The 16,241-nt window shown below is 53.4% G+C and carries 21 protein-coding genes and 1 pseudogene; 17 read left to right on the top strand and 5 right to left on the bottom strand.

Annotation, left to right across the window (positions count from 1 at the left end; genetic code table 11):
- The first annotated feature begins 160 nt into the window (after window positions 1-160).
- From ABF979_RS11695 to ABF979_RS11735, 9 genes and pseudogenes are all read left to right on the top strand, one after another.
- The gene (locus ABF979_RS11695; RefSeq protein WP_415559948.1) at window positions 161-844 is read left to right on the top strand and encodes an LPD29 domain-containing protein; all 684 of its coding nucleotides are present in this window, start codon (window positions 161-163) and stop codon (window positions 842-844) included.
- A 131-nt stretch (window positions 845-975) separates the two neighbouring features.
- A complete protein-coding gene (locus tag ABF979_RS11700; RefSeq protein WP_415559950.1) occupies window positions 976-1,383 on the top strand; it encodes a hypothetical protein in 408 nt (135 codons plus the stop codon).
- Window positions 1,384-1,626: 243 nt separating this feature from the next.
- Complete coding sequence (locus tag ABF979_RS11705) at window positions 1,627-2,085, top strand: hypothetical protein (protein ID WP_415559952.1); 459 nt, start codon at window positions 1,627-1,629, stop codon at window positions 2,083-2,085.
- 8 nt (window positions 2,086-2,093) lie between these two features.
- Window positions 2,094-2,495, top strand: a complete 402-nt coding sequence (locus ABF979_RS11710) for a hypothetical protein (RefSeq protein ID WP_415559954.1) — start codon at window positions 2,094-2,096, stop codon at window positions 2,493-2,495.
- Window positions 2,492-3,016, top strand: a complete 525-nt coding sequence (locus ABF979_RS11715) for a hypothetical protein (RefSeq protein ID WP_415559956.1) — start codon at window positions 2,492-2,494, stop codon at window positions 3,014-3,016. The genes ABF979_RS11710 and ABF979_RS11715 overlap by 4 nt, the downstream gene beginning before the upstream one ends.
- Before the next feature lie 108 nt (window positions 3,017-3,124).
- On the top strand, window positions 3,125-3,358 hold the full coding sequence (locus ABF979_RS11720) for a hypothetical protein (RefSeq protein WP_095352006.1): 234 nt from the start codon (window positions 3,125-3,127) through the stop codon (window positions 3,356-3,358).
- A complete protein-coding gene (locus ABF979_RS11725; protein ID WP_415559958.1) occupies window positions 3,355-4,245 on the top strand; it encodes a DNA/RNA non-specific endonuclease in 891 nt (296 codons plus the stop codon). Before ABF979_RS11720 ends, ABF979_RS11725 begins: the two co-directional genes overlap by 4 nt.
- 3 nt (window positions 4,246-4,248) lie before the next feature.
- On the top strand, window positions 4,249-4,494 hold the full coding sequence (locus tag ABF979_RS11730; RefSeq protein WP_212348785.1) for a hypothetical protein: 246 nt from the start codon (window positions 4,249-4,251) through the stop codon (window positions 4,492-4,494).
- A 25-nt stretch (window positions 4,495-4,519) separates the two neighbouring features.
- A pseudogene (locus ABF979_RS11735) lies at window positions 4,520-4,786 on the top strand (HU family DNA-binding protein); the annotation flags it as partial.
- A 229-nt stretch (window positions 4,787-5,015) separates the two neighbouring features.
- Here the strand turns inward: ABF979_RS11735 and ABF979_RS11740 are convergent.
- Together ABF979_RS11740 and ABF979_RS11745 are read right to left on the bottom strand one after the other, a co-directional pair.
- A complete protein-coding gene (locus tag ABF979_RS11740; RefSeq protein ID WP_415559960.1) occupies window positions 5,016-5,288 on the bottom strand; it encodes a WGR domain-containing protein in 273 nt (90 codons plus the stop codon).
- A 193-nt stretch (window positions 5,289-5,481) separates the two neighbouring features.
- On the bottom strand, window positions 5,482-6,066 hold the full coding sequence (locus tag ABF979_RS11745) for a hypothetical protein (protein ID WP_415559962.1): 585 nt from the start codon (window positions 6,064-6,066) through the stop codon (window positions 5,482-5,484).
- Window positions 6,067-7,309: 1,243 nt separating this feature from the next.
- Here ABF979_RS11745 and ABF979_RS11750 point away from each other — a divergent pair.
- Genes ABF979_RS11750 through ABF979_RS11785 form a run of 8 tightly spaced genes read left to right on the top strand, consistent with a single transcriptional unit; the run spans window position 7,310 to window position 14,489 of the window.
- Window positions 7,310-8,275, top strand: coding sequence for a DUF3991 domain-containing protein (locus ABF979_RS11750; protein ID WP_415559964.1), 966 nt, complete (start codon window positions 7,310-7,312; stop codon window positions 8,273-8,275).
- Between the two features lie 18 nt (window positions 8,276-8,293).
- The gene (locus ABF979_RS11755) at window positions 8,294-8,989 is read left to right on the top strand and encodes a hypothetical protein (protein ID WP_415559965.1); all 696 of its coding nucleotides are present in this window, start codon (window positions 8,294-8,296) and stop codon (window positions 8,987-8,989) included.
- Window positions 8,976-10,997, top strand: coding sequence for an ATP-dependent helicase (locus ABF979_RS11760; protein ID WP_415559967.1), 2,022 nt, complete (start codon window positions 8,976-8,978; stop codon window positions 10,995-10,997). The genes ABF979_RS11755 and ABF979_RS11760 overlap by 14 nt, the downstream gene beginning before the upstream one ends.
- Before the next feature lie 51 nt (window positions 10,998-11,048).
- Window positions 11,049-11,696 carry an HD-GYP domain-containing protein gene (locus ABF979_RS11765; protein WP_415559969.1) on the top strand — a complete coding sequence of 216 codons (648 nt, stop codon included), beginning with the start codon at window positions 11,049-11,051 and terminating at the stop codon, window positions 11,694-11,696.
- 39 nt (window positions 11,697-11,735) lie between these two features.
- On the top strand, window positions 11,736-12,272 hold the full coding sequence (locus tag ABF979_RS11770; RefSeq protein WP_415559971.1) for a hypothetical protein: 537 nt from the start codon (window positions 11,736-11,738) through the stop codon (window positions 12,270-12,272).
- Window positions 12,265-13,635 (top strand): DUF1173 family protein, encoded by a 1,371-nt coding sequence (locus ABF979_RS11775; protein WP_415559972.1) that lies wholly within the window; start codon window positions 12,265-12,267, stop codon window positions 13,633-13,635. The genes ABF979_RS11770 and ABF979_RS11775 overlap by 8 nt, the downstream gene beginning before the upstream one ends.
- Window positions 13,628-14,185, top strand: a complete 558-nt coding sequence (locus tag ABF979_RS11780; RefSeq protein WP_415559974.1) for a transcriptional regulator — start codon at window positions 13,628-13,630, stop codon at window positions 14,183-14,185. Before ABF979_RS11775 ends, ABF979_RS11780 begins: the two co-directional genes overlap by 8 nt.
- Window positions 14,186-14,228: 43 nt before the next feature.
- The gene (locus tag ABF979_RS11785) at window positions 14,229-14,489 is read left to right on the top strand and encodes a DUF2312 domain-containing protein (RefSeq protein WP_415559981.1); all 261 of its coding nucleotides are present in this window, start codon (window positions 14,229-14,231) and stop codon (window positions 14,487-14,489) included.
- A 58-nt stretch (window positions 14,490-14,547) separates the two neighbouring features.
- Here ABF979_RS11785 and ABF979_RS11790 read toward each other — a convergent pair whose 3' ends face one another.
- The 3 genes from ABF979_RS11790 to ABF979_RS11800 all read right to left on the bottom strand — a co-directional run bounded on the left by ABF979_RS11790 (window position 14,548) and on the right by ABF979_RS11800 (window position 15,992).
- Complete coding sequence (locus ABF979_RS11790; protein WP_415559976.1) at window positions 14,548-14,892, bottom strand: hypothetical protein; 345 nt, start codon at window positions 14,890-14,892, stop codon at window positions 14,548-14,550.
- On the bottom strand, window positions 14,876-15,193 hold the full coding sequence (locus ABF979_RS11795; protein WP_415559978.1) for a hypothetical protein: 318 nt from the start codon (window positions 15,191-15,193) through the stop codon (window positions 14,876-14,878). The genes ABF979_RS11790 and ABF979_RS11795 overlap by 17 nt, the downstream gene beginning before the upstream one ends.
- A gap of 76 nt (window positions 15,194-15,269) precedes the next feature.
- Window positions 15,270-15,992, bottom strand: coding sequence for a hypothetical protein (locus ABF979_RS11800; RefSeq protein ID WP_415559979.1), 723 nt, complete (start codon window positions 15,990-15,992; stop codon window positions 15,270-15,272).
- Window positions 15,993-16,241: the final 249 nt, after the last annotated feature.

Below are 16,241 nucleotides of genomic sequence, written 5' to 3' on the forward strand. Positions count from 1 at the left end.
CACCCCCCGGAAAACCACCCCCCCAAAAAAATAAGGCGCGCCACCACCGGCGGGCCGGGGCAACAGGGCCGCCCGGGCGGGGGGGCCACCCCCGGGGTTTTGACCCGGCCCCGCATGTATGAACGCGCGAAGGACATCATCAAAATAAAGGAATGATCAGATGTCCCCTCCAGTGAGCTGCCCTCATGTTTCAATTGGAACCATGGTTTCAACCTGCCTCTACAATCGTGGGCGCGGTTATGTGTTTAATATCCATGGTGAACAACGCCCTGAAACTGTCCGTGCATGGAGCCAGGGTGTGGTATCCAGTGGAGGCCGGGCTGAGTTTGATATTGTTTTTGAATCCGGCCACATTTCCAGACGCCTTCCTGAATGTATTCTGCATGGCGTCCAGTGGACAATCTTTGATCCGGATGCGGGATTTGCGGATGCTGATCACATAAAGAAATTACTGGATCATGCAGAACAGATCAGGATGGAAGCTGAAAAACAGGCACAGGAAAAAGCGCGCATTTTCGCCCAGGAAGTTGAAGCGCTGAAAACCAGTTCAGAGTATGTGGATCTGGAGCAGGGGACAGAAAGTGGGGGAGTTCTTGCCGCGAAAAACATTCGCAAGCTCCTTAAAAAGCACTTCCCTGCAACCAGATTCAGTGTTCGAAAGGCACACTGGGGCAGCCTGATTGTTAAATGGGAGCATGGTCCGGAGACTTCCGAGGTTGAAGAATGGACCTCACGGTTCATTAACAAAGAGTTTGACCTGCAATCAGATTGTCACCGCTACGTCTCTACGCCGTGGACCGAAGTATTCGGATCAGTTGGTTATATTAGCCTTTATGGCCCTTAGTCCCAGGTTCCAGAGCCGTTTCCACTGTTCCGATCAGGCTGCACTACGTGCAGCTTACACAGCAAAGCAACAGCTCCCCACCGTGCTTGCAGCACGGCTTACGGACTTTATCCCGGAGCGATCCCTGCCCAATGCAGAATGTGGCTAAACAGGCCTATTCCTGCGCGCATAACCGATCTCCCGCGGATGCGGGAGTTTTTCGAAAGCATTGCGTTGTGAAAGATATAAAAAACTCTGAACTTATTTTGCATGACGGCAAACGTGTTGAAATCAAATGTGGTGCTAACGGTATCTTTATTCGCACCCAGGACGACGCCCCTTTATCGACCAGTTGGCATGGCCCCTATCCAGATCGCCTCACAGCATTATCTGATTTTGGTGCGCGAAGAGCCATCCCGAAGTTAACTGCAGAGGATATCCAGAGAAAAAAGAATCACGGATATTACAGTGTCGTCGATGGTGTACCCATGGTGTTGCACCATTGTGCCTGGACTGGGGCGACCATTCTGACACCATTTGATCTGGTGCCGGCGCACTGATTGCAGTGTCGGTGAAATGTCCAAATCTGCACGTTGGTCTTCAGCGTGCAGATTTGGACGGAAATCAAAAAACAAACACAAAAACAAAACAACAAAAAAAATAAAGGATCGCTCTCATGGGGCGATGGGCATGAAAAGGGTTCGTCGCAAGCTCCCGGCGCACGCGCCGCCCTTGTCATGCCCATCGCCCCATGAGGCTCGGATCAGGTCAGAAAATAAATAAAGACCTGAGGAGATGCGGTCATGTCCGATACCATTCCGGCAAATACGAATATCCAAAATGGAACAATCCTTCGCAAACCGGTCCCGTTCCGGATGCTGGGGATCAACACGTTTTTCCGGCTTGCCCATAATCCGCGTGGCAAGATGTATCAGAAAGTCACAGGTGAACATCTGGTTGAAGTGGGCCTGAAAACCCTCATGGAGATCAATCGGGAAACACTTGTGCTGAGCGTTCCGGCAGAAGACTATCCCGAAAAATCCCTGCGCTACCGGTTGAGACGCCTGCCTAAAAACCTTGGCAAAAACATTCCTCTGTCGCCCACAGCCAAAAATTACCTCGAATGTGCCGGGTTTATAGTCGGCGCACTGGGGCTTGCCGGGACGATGGTCATGATTTTGTGTGCGCCCACCTTCCTCGCGGGCATCGCTGAAGATCATCCGGTCCGGATGGTGCAGCATTTTGTCATGGCTGGGCGCTAGGAGAGAACATGCTCAGACAATATTATGCAGGGCGCTGGTTTGCGCCCTCTTCCAATCCGCTGCGTGTTGGCCCGATCCGTGTGGGGTCTATTTATCGGCTACCATCGATGTTGCACCGCGCCAGACAGTCCAATGCACCCCTCAAATGGATTGTGGTCGCATTTCGAAACGGCGTTTACGCCGCGGCCTGTCGCGAACACAAAACAGGCTTCTGGCAGGATCGCTTTATTTCAGGCCGATCTGATACCGCTGTCATACGACGTCTGGCGGATGGGTTCGAAATGGAGATTTCAGTTTCCCGCCTCCTCTGCCTTGATGATGAACAGGATGGGACGGACTATCCGGACCTGCCGGACGTGCAGCGCTTTCATCGGCATTATAGAGTTATGCCACATCAGGAGGCGGCATGACGCAGGGTATCAGCTTCCTTAAAATGCGCTTGCCTCTCATAGAGGGGGCGGACCTCACGGCAACACAATACGATAGCGCGGAAGAGAAAGCGAAACTGGGGAACGCGATCCTTGGGTTTATCGCAAAAGGAATGCCACATCAGAGTTGGAACAAGCGTCTTTATCACCAAGTTTCCAATATGTGGGGCTTTATCGCGCATTACAATCGGGAGTGTTTTGGTGCGCGGTATTTTAACAGCACAGAAGGTCGTATCAGCTTTCTTGAGACCATAGAACGGGCTGGCTGTCACGGATCACCGCGTTGGACATGGTGTGATGTGGAAGCCATTATTCAGCGTCGGGTCAAGGATGCCAGATTGTCTGATGCCTACAGGCTTCAGGAAAGACAGGACATTGAACAGCACGAGCGTGCTCAGCTCGCACTTCTGATGGCGAAGTATCCCACCGGACCGGTGACTTCGGGCACTCCGGTTATTGCCAAACCCCAGCCATGTAGATCCCGGCAACTCAGCCTGATCTGAGGTGGGCCAGCATCCTGCGGGTAAGCCCATTCACAACCAATGCGGTGATACTTCTCGCTGCCACATTAACCAGACGCCTGCGGCGCCAGGGCATCAGGAAAAAAGACCATGTTTGAATCTCTATCCCGCCTCGATACCACAACGTATGCTCCTCCTGTTTTCCACCGGAGTTCTGCTGTGCCACGTATTGGTCCGGCTCGGACTTATCTACAGGAGGAGGCTGTTCTGGCGGACGAACTCTGTGATCATGCACTGAGTGATGCGGCGCGCGCATCATTGCGGCGTCAGGCGTTGAAGGCGCGGCGTTCAGCCTGCCGTCTCATTCTGGACGCCCGCGCATGAAAGGAGCTACAGCATTTCGTAAATCAGGCTCACTGTTTCTGATGATTTGTTTTGTGGGGTTCTTGCCTGAAGCCTCAGCGATTGCTCAGAGTCAATCCTGTCCACAGTTCAGTCCTGATGGCGTTATGCCCGTGCTGGATAATCCGAAGCTGACGCCACGCACAACTTTGTTGTGCAATGACGGCTTTGCGTCTCTTAACTCTGGCGTGGTGCATCAACCACTCTGGTCTGCGGAATATCTCACGGCCAGTGCGGTGTCATCGGCCTCATCAATCGGGCGCACGACCAACCGTTTTCATGCGGATGGGCGTCTTCCAGAAGGGGATGGCGCGGTACTGTCAGACTACAGACGATCTGGATTTGATCGAGGCCACATGGTGCCATCTGGGGACGCGGCGACTATTCAGGCACAGGAACAGACGTTTACATTGGCAAATGTCGTACCGCAGACGGCCGCCCTCAACGAAGGGATATGGACAGGTGTGGAAATGGCAGTCCGCCATCTCGCGCAACGAGATGGTGCAGTGTATGTTGTCACAGGCCCAGCATTCCATGACAGTACACGCGGGATTGGACATGATGTTCTGGTGCCCAGCTCCACATGGAAAGCTGTTTATGATCCGACCAGTGCTGGGGCAGGGGTTTATGTCTGCAAAAATAATGATACGCCAACCTGCACCATCGTCAGTGTCGCGGCGTTAATTCATGCGGTTGGTATTGATCCGTTCCCGTCCTTACCCGCAGATATGAAGGTGCGTGCCATGGACCTGCCCGAACCTGAGAGTAGTCCTTACCGAGCGCGGCAGAGTCAGTCTTATCAGAACAGGCTCGAGAGACAGGGAATACGTCTTGGCCTACATGCGCTGAAGCAGATAATGGAGGATTAAACCATGTCGTTTATCCCTTTCCACGATCAGGGGGAAAGTATCACTTTTGGTGGACTCACACTGGAGAATGGGAGTGCGAGGATCGCATTATATGGTCAACTGGACATCCGGCAGGATCAGGAAAGTCTTAACAACCTTCTTGCTCTTAAAGAACAGATAGATAGCATTATTACTACCCTGTCTGGAAAACACTTGCCATCTCACGTTGCTTCTGATGAGGTAACTCATGCGATGAAAAATCCATTTTGATTATTCACCAGGAATAGAAATTATAATGAGCAAAGCATTTATCGCAGCCGTTCTTCAGGATAGCATTGGGTGTACCGGTGTGAAGGCCAATATAGCCGCGAATGAACTGATTGAAGCCATCGTATCGCAGATCAAAGAAGAAGGGTTTTTCACACTCCCCAGTTTTGGGACGTTTAAAAAGGCTACAGCGAAAGGTGGTCAGCGCCTGAATCCGCGAACCGGAGCAAAGGTGATGGTCGAGGATCATGCCACTGTGCGCTTCAAGGCGTCTCCTGTTCTGCGCAAACTGGTTGAAGGTCCCACCAGTAGTCGCCAGCCCGTAGCCAGAAAAACGGTGAAAGTCGCCGCCCCGGCCGAAAAACCGGAACGCCAGCCAAAGGTGAGTAAAACGCTTATGGCGACTGTTCAGGAGCCGCAGCGGAAATCTCCCAAAAAAATCAAACCTGCTGTTGTTGAAGCTGAGCTTCAGCCAGCAGCTCCGCCGCGCAAAAAACCGGGGCCAAAACCCGGTTCAAAACGCGTTACGAAAACAAAAGCGCATCCTGCGCAATAACCCTGTAACCGCGTTTCAGTTTTTTCTGGGCCAGATGAGCAAGGGCGTTAGTCGCAGCACCTTCGTCTGCATACTGGTCCAGGCGTAAATGACCGCCCGTTCCGATCCTGCCCCAGCGGCGCATTAAGAATGCGCCGCCAAAAAGGTCAGGTTGAATGCTCATGGCATAATACCGCCATTCATTCTTTTCTGCGCAGATGCGTTGCAGGTACAGGCTGACAGGGAAAAGTGCGAACTGCATCTCGGTCGGGCGGACCCACTTTGTTGTTCTACAGAGATGTATCTCATTGATTTCTATTTCAATGCAAGGCTAAGAGTGCCTGGCACAAACCATGTCATTGCGGCGAAGATCTCCGCTGCCTGTTGAGGCTCTTCGCATGCTGGGCTTCCCCTTTGCGCAAGCAGAGGGGAAGCGACAGAGTGCCCCGATGCTGTCAGGTATCAGGTTGGGTGTTCAGCTGTATCCTGCGCACGATGGTTTTTCTGGGGTTTAGGTCTTCCGCCGCTTCTGGTTGGACTTCTATCACGGCTTTGAGCATGCTTTGGAAAGCCGCGAGGATCGATATGTCGCTTTGCCGGTTGATATGATGGGTCATCTCTTCAAGGAACCGGGTGCCGCTTTCCCATCGTGCCCCCAGAATAACGAAGTAACCGCACATGGCTAACTCCAGACAGGAGACAAACTCTTTTTCATCACGCAGACGGATCAGGACATAAATGTCCGCGTTCATTTTCTGAGCAAGAGAAAGAATGAAATTCTGGCGCATGATGAGCGTGCCGGCCTCTCTTGTCAGAGAGTCTGTTTCTATCTGCTGTGGCCAGATATCTTCTGCTTTCAATCCGTCACCGACAAGGTAGATTTTCTCTTCAGGGATGAAAGCAGAGCGTTGTCGCAGGATATCCTTAATTGTCGATAGAGTGTTTTTCCCGTCTTTGTCGACAACGACGATGATCCCACTTGGGAGTTCGGCGATCGCCTTCAGATCGGCTGTTTCAACAGGGTTATCAGTATTGGACATCAGATTCAGTAGTCTCCCGAGCCGGTTTTCAAGCCGGCTCTTCGTCAGGCAAAATTACCTTCACTATTTTCTCCGATCAGTTTGTGAATGGATGTCAGCTTTCAGCTTATCCACAAAAAAATTCATAGCGTACGAGCCCAGCATTATTGTTATAACCGCGTAAAGTGGTGGAGTATTCGTGAGCAGATGCCTCATTACGATTACACATTCTCCCGAAGAACATAGGAAACAGGCACTGAGTATTGCTTTGAGACTTTTTGCGCATTGGTTATAAACAAACAAAGTGATCGGAAGCATAATTTTATATTTACTCTCATTCATTATCGGGATGATAAAACTAAGAGAAATGAAAATAACTCCGCAAGTATTACCATATACCCAAGGTGCTTTGCAAATTTCACTAAATGTATATTTAATGATTTGGTAGGCTGTTTCACTATTCGAAGCGAACGCAGATACAAGGACAATACTTTTCAGCAAAAGTTTCAGCTCAAGCTTTTTGCTGGTTCTAACTAAAACGTCGAACATTTCTATTCTCCATCGTTGCAGGCGATTGGCAAAAAATCGCCCATTGTCCGTTTTAGCTGATCCAGATGCGTACAACAAAAATCGCCACGCCCTTATCGATCACAATTTTGTGATTGCATTCGACCTTACGGGTATTGTTCGAACGGTGGGGAAGGGGAGCGGGGCGTTTCCTCAACCCCCCTGACGCGCAAGAGCGCGTCAGGGGGGCACGTTCCGGGGATTACGGCCGAGCATCCAGCTTCAGTATGACAACCCTTTGACCAGCTCATCAACACGGGCCAGAGGCCCCCGCTGCCGCGGCTCCGCGACCCTCACTGCGCCTTGGCCATCGTGCGGTCATCGCAGGGCAATAGCCCCGCGCTGCCCGCACGCTGACCGGCTTGTTCAGGACGCTCCGGTGTTGACGAGCTGGTCAAAGCGCTGTCTTGGCCGATGGCAGGATGTGGCTCAGAAAAACGCCTCCATCCCCTCCACTCTCGGAACCGCCTCGGGCGCTCGCCGCCCCGAACCCCGGCAGGATATGGTCTAGTAAAACAGTCGATATTTACTTACTGATCAAGGGGTATTCTCTGGATTTTGGCAAATAAAACTTGTTATTTATTGCATGTATATTTCGTTTTCTTCTTGTATTTTCCTAGCGTTTTCGGTATTGTGAGTAATGTTCCGGGGGCAAGGGTTTCCCTTTTCTTTCTCTATTCAATGACGGAGAGAACACATGGCTTACCAGCGTTTTGAACTTACCGACGGTGATCGTCAGAAGATCCGCAATGGTGTGTCCTGCGCTCTGCTTCTGGAGCGGCACGGCTATCTTCTGGTCAAAGATAAAAGCACCCGGAAATGCCTGAAGTATCGCAACAATCAGGACATCATCATTGTGAACCATGGTGATCGTGGCTGGTATGGTGTTTACGGCATTGCCGACCAGAGCAAGGGTGATGTGTTTGATCTCATGCGTCTGCTCAATCCTGAGTTGAAGTTTCGTGAAGTCTGTGTGGAATTGGGAAACCTTGTGGGTATCGAACCAGAAGGTGCGGCCTATGTTGCGCAGAAGAAAGAACGTGAAGATCTGCGTGCGCCATCTGAGCGCTGGGCTGAAAAGAAGCCTCTCTACCGTAATGGCAAGGTCTGGAACTATCTGACGAAAGACCGCTGCCTCCCTGACTGGGTTGTCCGTCGTGCCATGACTGCGGGCTGCATTCGGGACGGGTATCACGCCGCATGGTTTGCGCACACTGATGCTAACGGTGCCGTATGTGGGGCTGAACTCCGTGGCCCTGACACGCATATCTGTCTTGGTGGCTCGGTGAAGACACTGTTCCGTTTCAAACCCGGAGCTGGCACGCAGGTCAAACGCCTCGTGGTTTGCGAAGCCGCTATTGATGCTCTCTCTTTTGCTGCACTTGATGAGGAACGGACGCCGGACACGCTTTATGTCTCCATCGCGGGCGCCATGGGCCCAGAAACCATCGCATCCTTGAAAGAGCATCTTGCTGATATGGTGCAGATCGAAGGAAGTCTGTTCGTCATTGCCACTGATGATGACGATGCCGGGAATCATTTTGCGGACATGTTGTACGGGTTCGCTTTTGATGCAGGCGTGACGTTTGCGCGCCGCCTGCCACCTGATCGTGCCAAGGATTTTAACCAGACACTGAAGAATATGGCCGGTATGGCCGCCTGATCGGAAGGAAAAATCGTGATGACCCAGATATCAGAAAACCATCCCCGGAAATGTCGTCGGGCAGAATTTGATGAAGATCCTCTCCTGAGCAGTGCCGGCGAAGGACTTCGCAATGATCTGACTGTTCTGTACGAGCATCCTGAGTTTCTTGGGCGCACCGAAGGGACTGTGGGTCTGGGCTATGAAATTCCATGGACCACGGTGACGTACCAGCAGGATGGTCGCAAAGGGTCTGCCGTAGTTGTCAGTGGTCTATGGACTGGCAAGAACTGGGATCTCGCTCAGGACGTCGTTGCTTTTGATGCATGGCTGGGAGAAATCGGCTCCTTCATCACGCTCAAGGCTGGAGAAGATCATGTCCGACATGACGTGACTTTGCCCGGATTTGGGCCGCGTCAGCCTAAAAAACCCGTTTTGCTTCGGGAGTATGCCCAAGCACTTGAGGCATGGATGACCAGTCCGCGTCTGCAAGACGAATGGCTGGAGCGTATGGGAAAGGGAACAACCCCCATGACATTCATAGAGCTCTGCTACGGCACAGATCGTTATCGTGGTCTGGTGATTGATGGCGACAGGCTGCCATCAGGGGAGTGGGATTATGATGGGGATCTTGTCCTGCTGAGTCCTTCTGGTCATGACCGGCCCCACAATATCTGGAATGCCAGCAAGGTCGAAATCCTCTTTGATGGAGATCAGTCCCGTGTCATCCGTTAACGATGTGCTGCATGGCCTCACGCCGGTCCAGCGTGAAGCTGCACAACAGGAAGGGGCTGTTGTGGTGCTCGCCGGGGCTGGCACTGGCAAGACGTCCACTCTTGTCGGTGGCGTTGTCGACAGGATCGAACGTCGGGGCATCTCTGCGCATCGCATTCTGGCAGTGACGTTTACCAACAAGGCAGCTCAGGAGATGCGCGACAGGATTGGGTTCGCTCTTGGTCGTGAGCGTTCCCCCTCATGGATCGGCACATTTCATGCGCACGGATGTCGCCAGCTGCGATCAGACCCGGACATCGCCTTCCTGCGTACGGGGTTTGATATCTGCGATGCAGAAGACAGTCGGCGCCTGGTGCGCAGATTGCTACTCAGGGCGATAGAAGAAGATGCTCTTGATCCTCTCCCGGGCGATGAATTGGGAAAACGGGTCAAATCCATCACAAATCATATCGCCATGTTCAAGGATGATCTTGTCCTCCCCGAGCAGGCCGCAGCCGTGGTCAAGACATTTAAAGACCGCCATGGGACTGGGGAGCCTGATGACGCCATGGCGTGGGAAATGGCGGCGGCACTCTATCCGGCCTATCAGGCGATCCTGCGCGAAACGAACACGGCCGACTTTGGTGATCTGCTACTCTGGCCAACCATAACCATGCTGCGCGATGAGAAATACCGACTGGATTGGGCACACCGCTTCGATGCGGTGCTGGCAGATGAATTCCAGGACGTGAACAGGCTTCAGTTTCTCTGGCTCAAGCTTCTTTCGCGCGATCATGGGGAGCTCTTTGCAGTCGGTGACGATGCACAATCCATCTATGGATGGCGTGGGGCCAACGTCGCTTTCATCCGGAACTTTCTTTCGGAGTTTCCGGGGGGGCGCATGATTGCCCTTGAGGAGAATTTTCGGTCTACCGGCCACATTCTGGATGCGGCCAATGCCATCATTGCGGGCGACAGGAACAGGCTCAAGAAAACCCTCTTCACCTCAGAAGGTCCCGGCGAGAAGCTGGAAATTATTGGCTGCAGTGGCGGGGTCGAGGAAGCTCAGGCGCTTGCTGCCGAAATGGGACGCCGCGCCAATGAGGGGGTTCGCTACGATGATATGGCGGTTCTGTATCGCTACAATTTCCTCTCACGGATTTTGGAAGAGCAATTGCTCAAAGCCAGAATTCCTTACGAACTGATCAATGATACGGCCTTCTGGCAGCGTGCTGTGATCAAGGATGCGCTGGCTTTCCTGAGGCTGGCCAATGCGCCTGAAGAAGCCCAGAGCAATGAGGCGTTCAGGCGTGTCATTAATCAGCCGGCGCGTGGGATTGGGGCGAAAAGACTGGCTAAAATTGAGGCTCTGGCAGAGGAGCAGAACCTGTCTCTCTTCGTCGCAGCTGAGCGGCTGGTGCATGAGGCCACAGGGAAGAGTGTCGATAAAGTCCGTTCTTTCCTGAGCGTTATCCGGGAAGAAGAGTTATCCGGGGATCCGTCTCTTACGGGACGGATGCGCTCACTTCTTGAACGTACAGGCTACATGGAGATGTACCGTCTGGCAGGGGAAGACGGGCATTCCGCTCTAGAAAATCTTGATGAGCTTTTGGGCCTGATGAACGACTTCACCGCCATTGAGGATCTGTTCGAACATGCAGCGCTGGGTTCTACTCCGGCCGGGAGCACAGTCCAGGGACGGGTGAAGCTGATGACGATCCATGCCTCCAAGGGGCTGGAGTTCCCACATGTGTTCCTCATGGGCTGGGAAGAGCAGATGTTTCCGAGTTATGCCAATGCTGATCAGGATGAAGAACGGCGTCTGGCATATGTCGCATTAACCCGCGGGCGCCGCCGGGTGGCTGTGACATGGTGTGCCTTTCGCAACGGTCGTCAGTCGCAGCCGTCTCCTTTTCTGATGGAACTGCCCAGGCCGGTCTGGACAAGAGGTTGGCTGCGCAACGCTGGGAACAGGAATTCTCAGAGTGAGGCTGCCAGAGCAGCGCAGGACGCAGCTTTGGGGATCTGAACAAAACGGGACCAGACCGTATTCACAACCGGCTACCTTACTATGGTAGCCATGACAGTAATTTTCCCTTCCTTGTATGGGGCCGAGAACTCGCCCAGTGCACGGTCAGGCCAGTTGTGGGAGCTGGCAAAACAGGCTGGTGAGGAACTTGATGGACACGGCAGGCGTGTTGCCAGCATGGTTCCGCTCATTCTACTGGCGTCAGGATATTACACCGATAAATGGGTGCTTCTCGCTTTGGGGGGGCTTTTGCATGACATTGGTAAAAGACAGATCCCCCTCAATATCCTGCACGCCCCGCGGCGGCTGACGCAGGTTGAGTGGCTGTTGATGCGCGAGCATCCTCGCCTCGGTCTGAATTTCCTCGAACAGACCGTCAGGGGCCTGCCACAGGATATTGCAGACTGCGTTCTGCTGCATCACGAACGCTGGGATGGGAAAGGGTATCCGACAGGGGTCTCTGGTGAGGGGATCCCTCTTTTTGCGCGCATCATAGCGATAGCTGACTTTATCGATGCTTTGGCCTCACCGCGTTCCTACAAATCTGCGGTTCCGATGTCCATTGTGAGGAATCTTGTCGGCCGTGAAAGTGGGCTGAGGTTCGATCCCGTCCTCGCGAATGTCACTTTGCTGATCTGGGATCGCCTGATCCATGCGCGGTGGCGCGCGGATATGCGCTCAGCATTCACAAACAGATAGTTCAGACTGATGCTCAGAACAAAACCGGGAGGAAAATCCATGGTATCTGGCAGGAAACCCGCGACAGAGAGGGTTGTTCCCTATACCAGCATGTCTGAAAAGCAGCGCGAAAACGCGCAACGGACTATTCTGAAACTCATCAGGGAGACGCTCCATAAAGGGCCCCATTCGGCTTTCGAGCTGAGAGCATGTGTGCCTCCAGAGGATCTCGGGGCGTTCCATATCGTGCTTGATGGCATGATAAAGGCCGGTGAGATCGCTTCCATGGGGCACAGCGTTTACGCGCAGGTGCCATGGATGCCAGTCACGCAACCTGTGCGTGCAGATGCGATACAGGACATCATCTTCGGAGCTTTGTCGCATACGATCAAGATGGGGGCGACGGCCATGGAACTGGCTGATGACCTGATCTTGCCCAAAGATGATGTCTGTCGCGCGCTCGAGGCGCTGGAACTCTCAGGCCTTATTCGGGAAACGCGGCAGAAGCATCGCTATCGTCTGGCCAGTCCACGGATGGCGCAAAAAATTCGTCATGGGGCCTCTGGCCGGATTTTTGCGGATGTGCGCCATGGGTGACTGGATTACCTTTCCCAACGGCAAGAAAGCGCGCCGGTCGTGGGACAGCGATGTCCATAAGGCACCGGCATGGCAGGCCCTGCTGCGTTCAGCACATGACGTGCAGCCCCGTCCATTCTGTGACTGCCTGCATCAGGGAAAAAATCTGGAGCTGGTTGTTCGGCGCTCCACCCGAAAGGAGCAGGGGGTTATCGTTGAAGCTTACCATCTGGCACGGATGCCCAATCAGGGAAGCCTGCATGGAGTGGACTGTCCGTTTCACGAAACGGACGCAAGACTGAGCGGCCAGGCTGGTTATGCGGCAGGTGTCCTCAAGGAAATGCCTGATGGGCGTGTTCGTGTGGCATTGCGCCGCGGTCTGGCCCTGCGCGATACGGCGCACGCACCGTCAGCTGTTGAGCGATGTCATCGGAGCGATCACGCAGCCTCAGGGTTTAAGGCAACGCAGCAAACCCGGATGACCGAGCTCGGGCTTTTGCATCTTTTGTGGGAGCGCTCAGGCACGAATCTCTGGCATCCCGGCATTGGCCGCGCGCGGTTATGGTGGCAGGGGATGCGACAAAGAGTGCTGGATGCAGCGGCCGACATTATGGTCGGGCAGGGAAGCTCGTTGTCAGAGCATCTGGCCATAATCGGTTACGGGGATAAAGATGGTCCGGCACTCCTGCGCGACAAGGTGCAGTCATGTGGGAAAAACTGGCGTATTCTTCTGCTGGGTAAAGTTGATAGTCTGAGCGTAATTTCCAGCAGAAAACCCGAAGACGGATCTGCCAGGGCGCATACAGCATTACGGTTTGATGGGACCAGAGATTATCATCTGCGTGTTTCGACAGAAGAGAGCTGGTTCTCACGCCTGACACGTCGTTTCCCCCGTGCAGTAGCCGCTCTGCAAGTGAAACGGACGGGCAGGTCAATTGCCGTCATTGGACTTGTGACCGCCACAGTTCAGCTGCGCAGGGAGGCTGGTAAGGTTTCTGTCTGGGCGTGGGCGGATGACATAGCCCTGATGGAGGTTGAGCCGGAGACCCTTATCCCGGTTGAGAGCAGTTATGAGCTTCAGATTGCGCAGGCACTGGTCAGAGAGAAGAGGGCATTTATCAAGCCCTTACGATTTGATGCGGCAAGCGCTCTTGTCCACCCGGATTTCATCCTGACGGACACCAATGCGGGTCGTGGCACGCCCATGGAAGTCTATGGGCGCGATGATGATGTGTATCGGGCCAGGAAAGCGGAAAAGAGCGCTTATTACGATGCGACATATGGCCTGAAACAGTGGTGGTCGTGGGATGTGATGTCCAATCCTGATCACTGGCCTCCTTTCCCACCAGCTGCGGGCTCACGCAAGGAGCGGGTGCGTGAGTGAAGGAGATCAGACATATGGTATCGAAGGCTTTATCCACAGAAATGGTGGACAATCGTGTGGAGAACTCCGCTCAGGACATGGGGGCAGTGTGAGTCATGACATGTCTGCACCATCTGAAGCCTCTGATCTGATCAGTCGAAGCCTTGCATGTATTGGCTGGACAGTTGTGCAGGCAGAGAAGCGTTCGGGGGTCGGGCGGAACAGGATCAGCCGTTGGCTATCTGGACAGGCGCCATATCCACCATTTGTCCAATGGCTCACCGATTTGGCTAAATGGCATCAGGATTGGCCCAGACCGCTGGCAAGGCCTCTGGTCCATACTACGAACCGTCCCCCTATGAAGGGACGTGAGTTCCACAGAATTCTGTTAGTGATTGGCTGCTCGGAGCGCGTGGCCGTGCTTCGGATGGGGCATAACCGTGCGCGTTTCCGCGCGGCATTGGCTCAGGGCGGCAGTCTTACGACACAGGAATCCCTTTGGTTGCGCTATCTGGAGTTGGGACACCTGACGTATCCCTCTCCAGTGGCATCTTCTAATTTCTTCAATTAAGGCAGAAGGCAGAGATATGTTGGCAACAGTAGGTGAAGACGTGATGCAAGGGCAGCATGAAGATGCAGCAGTCGGCGGCATTGCCGCAGATCGTCTGAAAAGTATTATCGAGCGTGTCGAACGGCTTGAAGAAGAACGCAAGGCGCTGGCAGGCGACATAAAGGACATTTTTACTGAGGCCAAATCGGCAGGGTTTGATGTCAAGGTTATCCGCCAGATTATCCGCCTGCGCAAACAGGAGCCCTCGGAAGTGGAAGAGCAGGAAACTCTGTTGGACATCTACCGCCGCGCTCTTGGGATGTAAGCATTTTTGCCCTCAAAGCTCTGGCCTGCTTTGCAGGCCATCTGAGCCGAGAGACTACTCAAAGGGCAGAGAGCGCGAGTTTTGTGGGGAAATAGCGGATCGCTCTCCATGCGACATAAATCCCGCTGATGCAGAATGCCAGATCGTTGATCCCGTTCCAGGCCGCGGTGCCTGGTTGGACAACCAGCCAGTGAAAGGGTGAAAACCCGTAGTGCTGCATGCAGTAGGTCAATGGGAGGAGCCTGCTGGCTCTGGCTTCCGCCAGAAAAATGGCGGCATAGGCCGCACAACCTAGTGCGACAAACAGGATCAGCTTCGCGGCAACAAACACGACAAGAGCACGCCAGAGGCTAAGCTGGATAAACCAGAGATGGCTTTTGAGGTTTTTAACCGTAGTTTTCACACAGATCCTCCACAGTAGCCTGCCTTTGAGGGAAATGTGGATAGAACGTGCACTGCCATTGTTCAATCAAGTTCCGGATTTCCTGTGCGCGTTGCTCCTGCTGCGCGGCATGATATGCGACACGCCATTCGTTCCGTGCCGCATCATAACGCCATCCCGCCTGATCCATCGCGATCCGTGCTTCTGGAGGTACCTGCTCGTTGAAGCGTAGGCAAAGCAGGGACGGCAACAGACCATCACGTGTGCGATAAAGTCGGTCGAGAGGGTCGCAAGTGGGGATAGTCTTTGAACGTGTTGCCACGATCATGGTCCTTACGTGAAAGGCCTGTGGCGAAGAGCCACAGGTATAATGGGGCTGATGTCCAGTTGGACAAATTTCAGTGGACGGATGGGGACTGTGATTCAGGTGGCTTGCTGGCGCTGGCCCTAATGTCCAGCAGCAGTTCCGCCCCCGTATTCCCCAAATGAATCCTTGTCTGGCACGTGCTATGGGGCGTGCAGCCCTCCAGAAAAATGCTCTGGTCCAGATATTGGTTCAGCAGCACACCTTTTTCCAGGTTTCCTTTGGTATCGTGGCTTGGGTTTGTAATCCTGTAGGCTATCGACAGGGCATAACCTGTTGCTGTGCGTCGGATCAGTTTCAGCTGGAGTTGTTCAACAAGATCCGAGGTTCTGGACAGGCTACCGCCTTTGTCCATGAGACTATGTCCCATGTAGCCCCCTGAACGATAGAACAGAGGGAGATCCTCATCAATTAAGGCATTCGAGTTCACGGCGGACAGGCCCATTATGGAATTGCTGTGCAAAATTTCATAGTGGACCATGAGTGGTGATGCGGTGTGCTTTTCCGCTCCAGCAAGGGTTGGGCCGGCGTTGTCTATCAGGAATTGAGACAATTTATCGGAAATAACCGCCAGTCGTGCGTTGGTCAGTTCAATCTGAGGGCTGGTCGTGCTCGGAAATGCGACATCAGCACCGGTTGGCTTTGTATCAGCAGCCTGAACGGTCGAGAACGGGAAGTCGCTGCCAAATATACCACCACTCGTTATCAGAGTGGCGGCCAGAAGTGCTCGCCAGGTATGTGTGCCAGTAAACTGCATTGTGTGCGCCTTCGTTGTCGGCGGCGGATTGCAAAATCCACCGCACGAGTGAAGCATGAGTGCTTCACTCCACTATGCGCACAGGAGGTTGTGAATACGGTTCAGGAGGTGGATATAGACACACTGGTACTGCCGGCGGTATCTGCGCGAGGAGTTGCACCACTCTTCGTGTCAAAGTAGGAGGAATGGAATCAGAGAGAGTTCTAAAACTAGAGTTTTTTTGAACTCTTCAGTTAGAATGTTTAATAT

It is taken from the genome of Gluconobacter sp. (genome assembly GCF_047723935.1).
Classification (GTDB): Bacteria; Pseudomonadota; Alphaproteobacteria; order Acetobacterales; family Acetobacteraceae; genus Gluconobacter.

Coding starts and splice junctions, on each gene's coding strand:
- ABF979_RS11695 (WP_415559948.1), top strand. CDS start 161: ATGTCCCCTCCAGTGAGCTGCCCTCATGTTTCAATTGGAACCATGGTT.
- ABF979_RS11700 (WP_415559950.1), top strand. CDS start 976: ATGCAGAATGTGGCTAAACAGGCCTATTCCTGCGCGCATAACCGATCT.
- ABF979_RS11705 (WP_415559952.1), top strand. CDS start 1,627: ATGTCCGATACCATTCCGGCAAATACGAATATCCAAAATGGAACAATC.
- ABF979_RS11710 (WP_415559954.1), top strand. CDS start 2,094: ATGCTCAGACAATATTATGCAGGGCGCTGGTTTGCGCCCTCTTCCAAT.
- ABF979_RS11715 (WP_415559956.1), top strand. CDS start 2,492: ATGACGCAGGGTATCAGCTTCCTTAAAATGCGCTTGCCTCTCATAGAG.
- ABF979_RS11720 (WP_095352006.1), top strand. CDS start 3,125: ATGTTTGAATCTCTATCCCGCCTCGATACCACAACGTATGCTCCTCCT.
- ABF979_RS11725 (WP_415559958.1), top strand. CDS start 3,355: ATGAAAGGAGCTACAGCATTTCGTAAATCAGGCTCACTGTTTCTGATG.
- ABF979_RS11730 (WP_212348785.1), top strand. CDS start 4,249: ATGTCGTTTATCCCTTTCCACGATCAGGGGGAAAGTATCACTTTTGGT.
- ABF979_RS11740 (WP_415559960.1), bottom strand. CDS start 5,288: ATGCAGTTCGCACTTTTCCCTGTCAGCCTGTACCTGCAACGCATCTGC.
- ABF979_RS11745 (WP_415559962.1), bottom strand. CDS start 6,066: ATGTCCAATACTGATAACCCTGTTGAAACAGCCGATCTGAAGGCGATC.
- ABF979_RS11750 (WP_415559964.1), top strand. CDS start 7,310: ATGGCTTACCAGCGTTTTGAACTTACCGACGGTGATCGTCAGAAGATC.
- ABF979_RS11755 (WP_415559965.1), top strand. CDS start 8,294: ATGACCCAGATATCAGAAAACCATCCCCGGAAATGTCGTCGGGCAGAA.
- ABF979_RS11765 (WP_415559969.1), top strand. CDS start 11,049: ATGACAGTAATTTTCCCTTCCTTGTATGGGGCCGAGAACTCGCCCAGT.
- ABF979_RS11770 (WP_415559971.1), top strand. CDS start 11,736: ATGGTATCTGGCAGGAAACCCGCGACAGAGAGGGTTGTTCCCTATACC.
- ABF979_RS11775 (WP_415559972.1), top strand. CDS start 12,265: ATGGGTGACTGGATTACCTTTCCCAACGGCAAGAAAGCGCGCCGGTCG.
- ABF979_RS11785 (WP_415559981.1), top strand. CDS start 14,229: ATGCAAGGGCAGCATGAAGATGCAGCAGTCGGCGGCATTGCCGCAGAT.
- ABF979_RS11800 (WP_415559979.1), bottom strand. CDS start 15,992: ATGCAGTTTACTGGCACACATACCTGGCGAGCACTTCTGGCCGCCACT.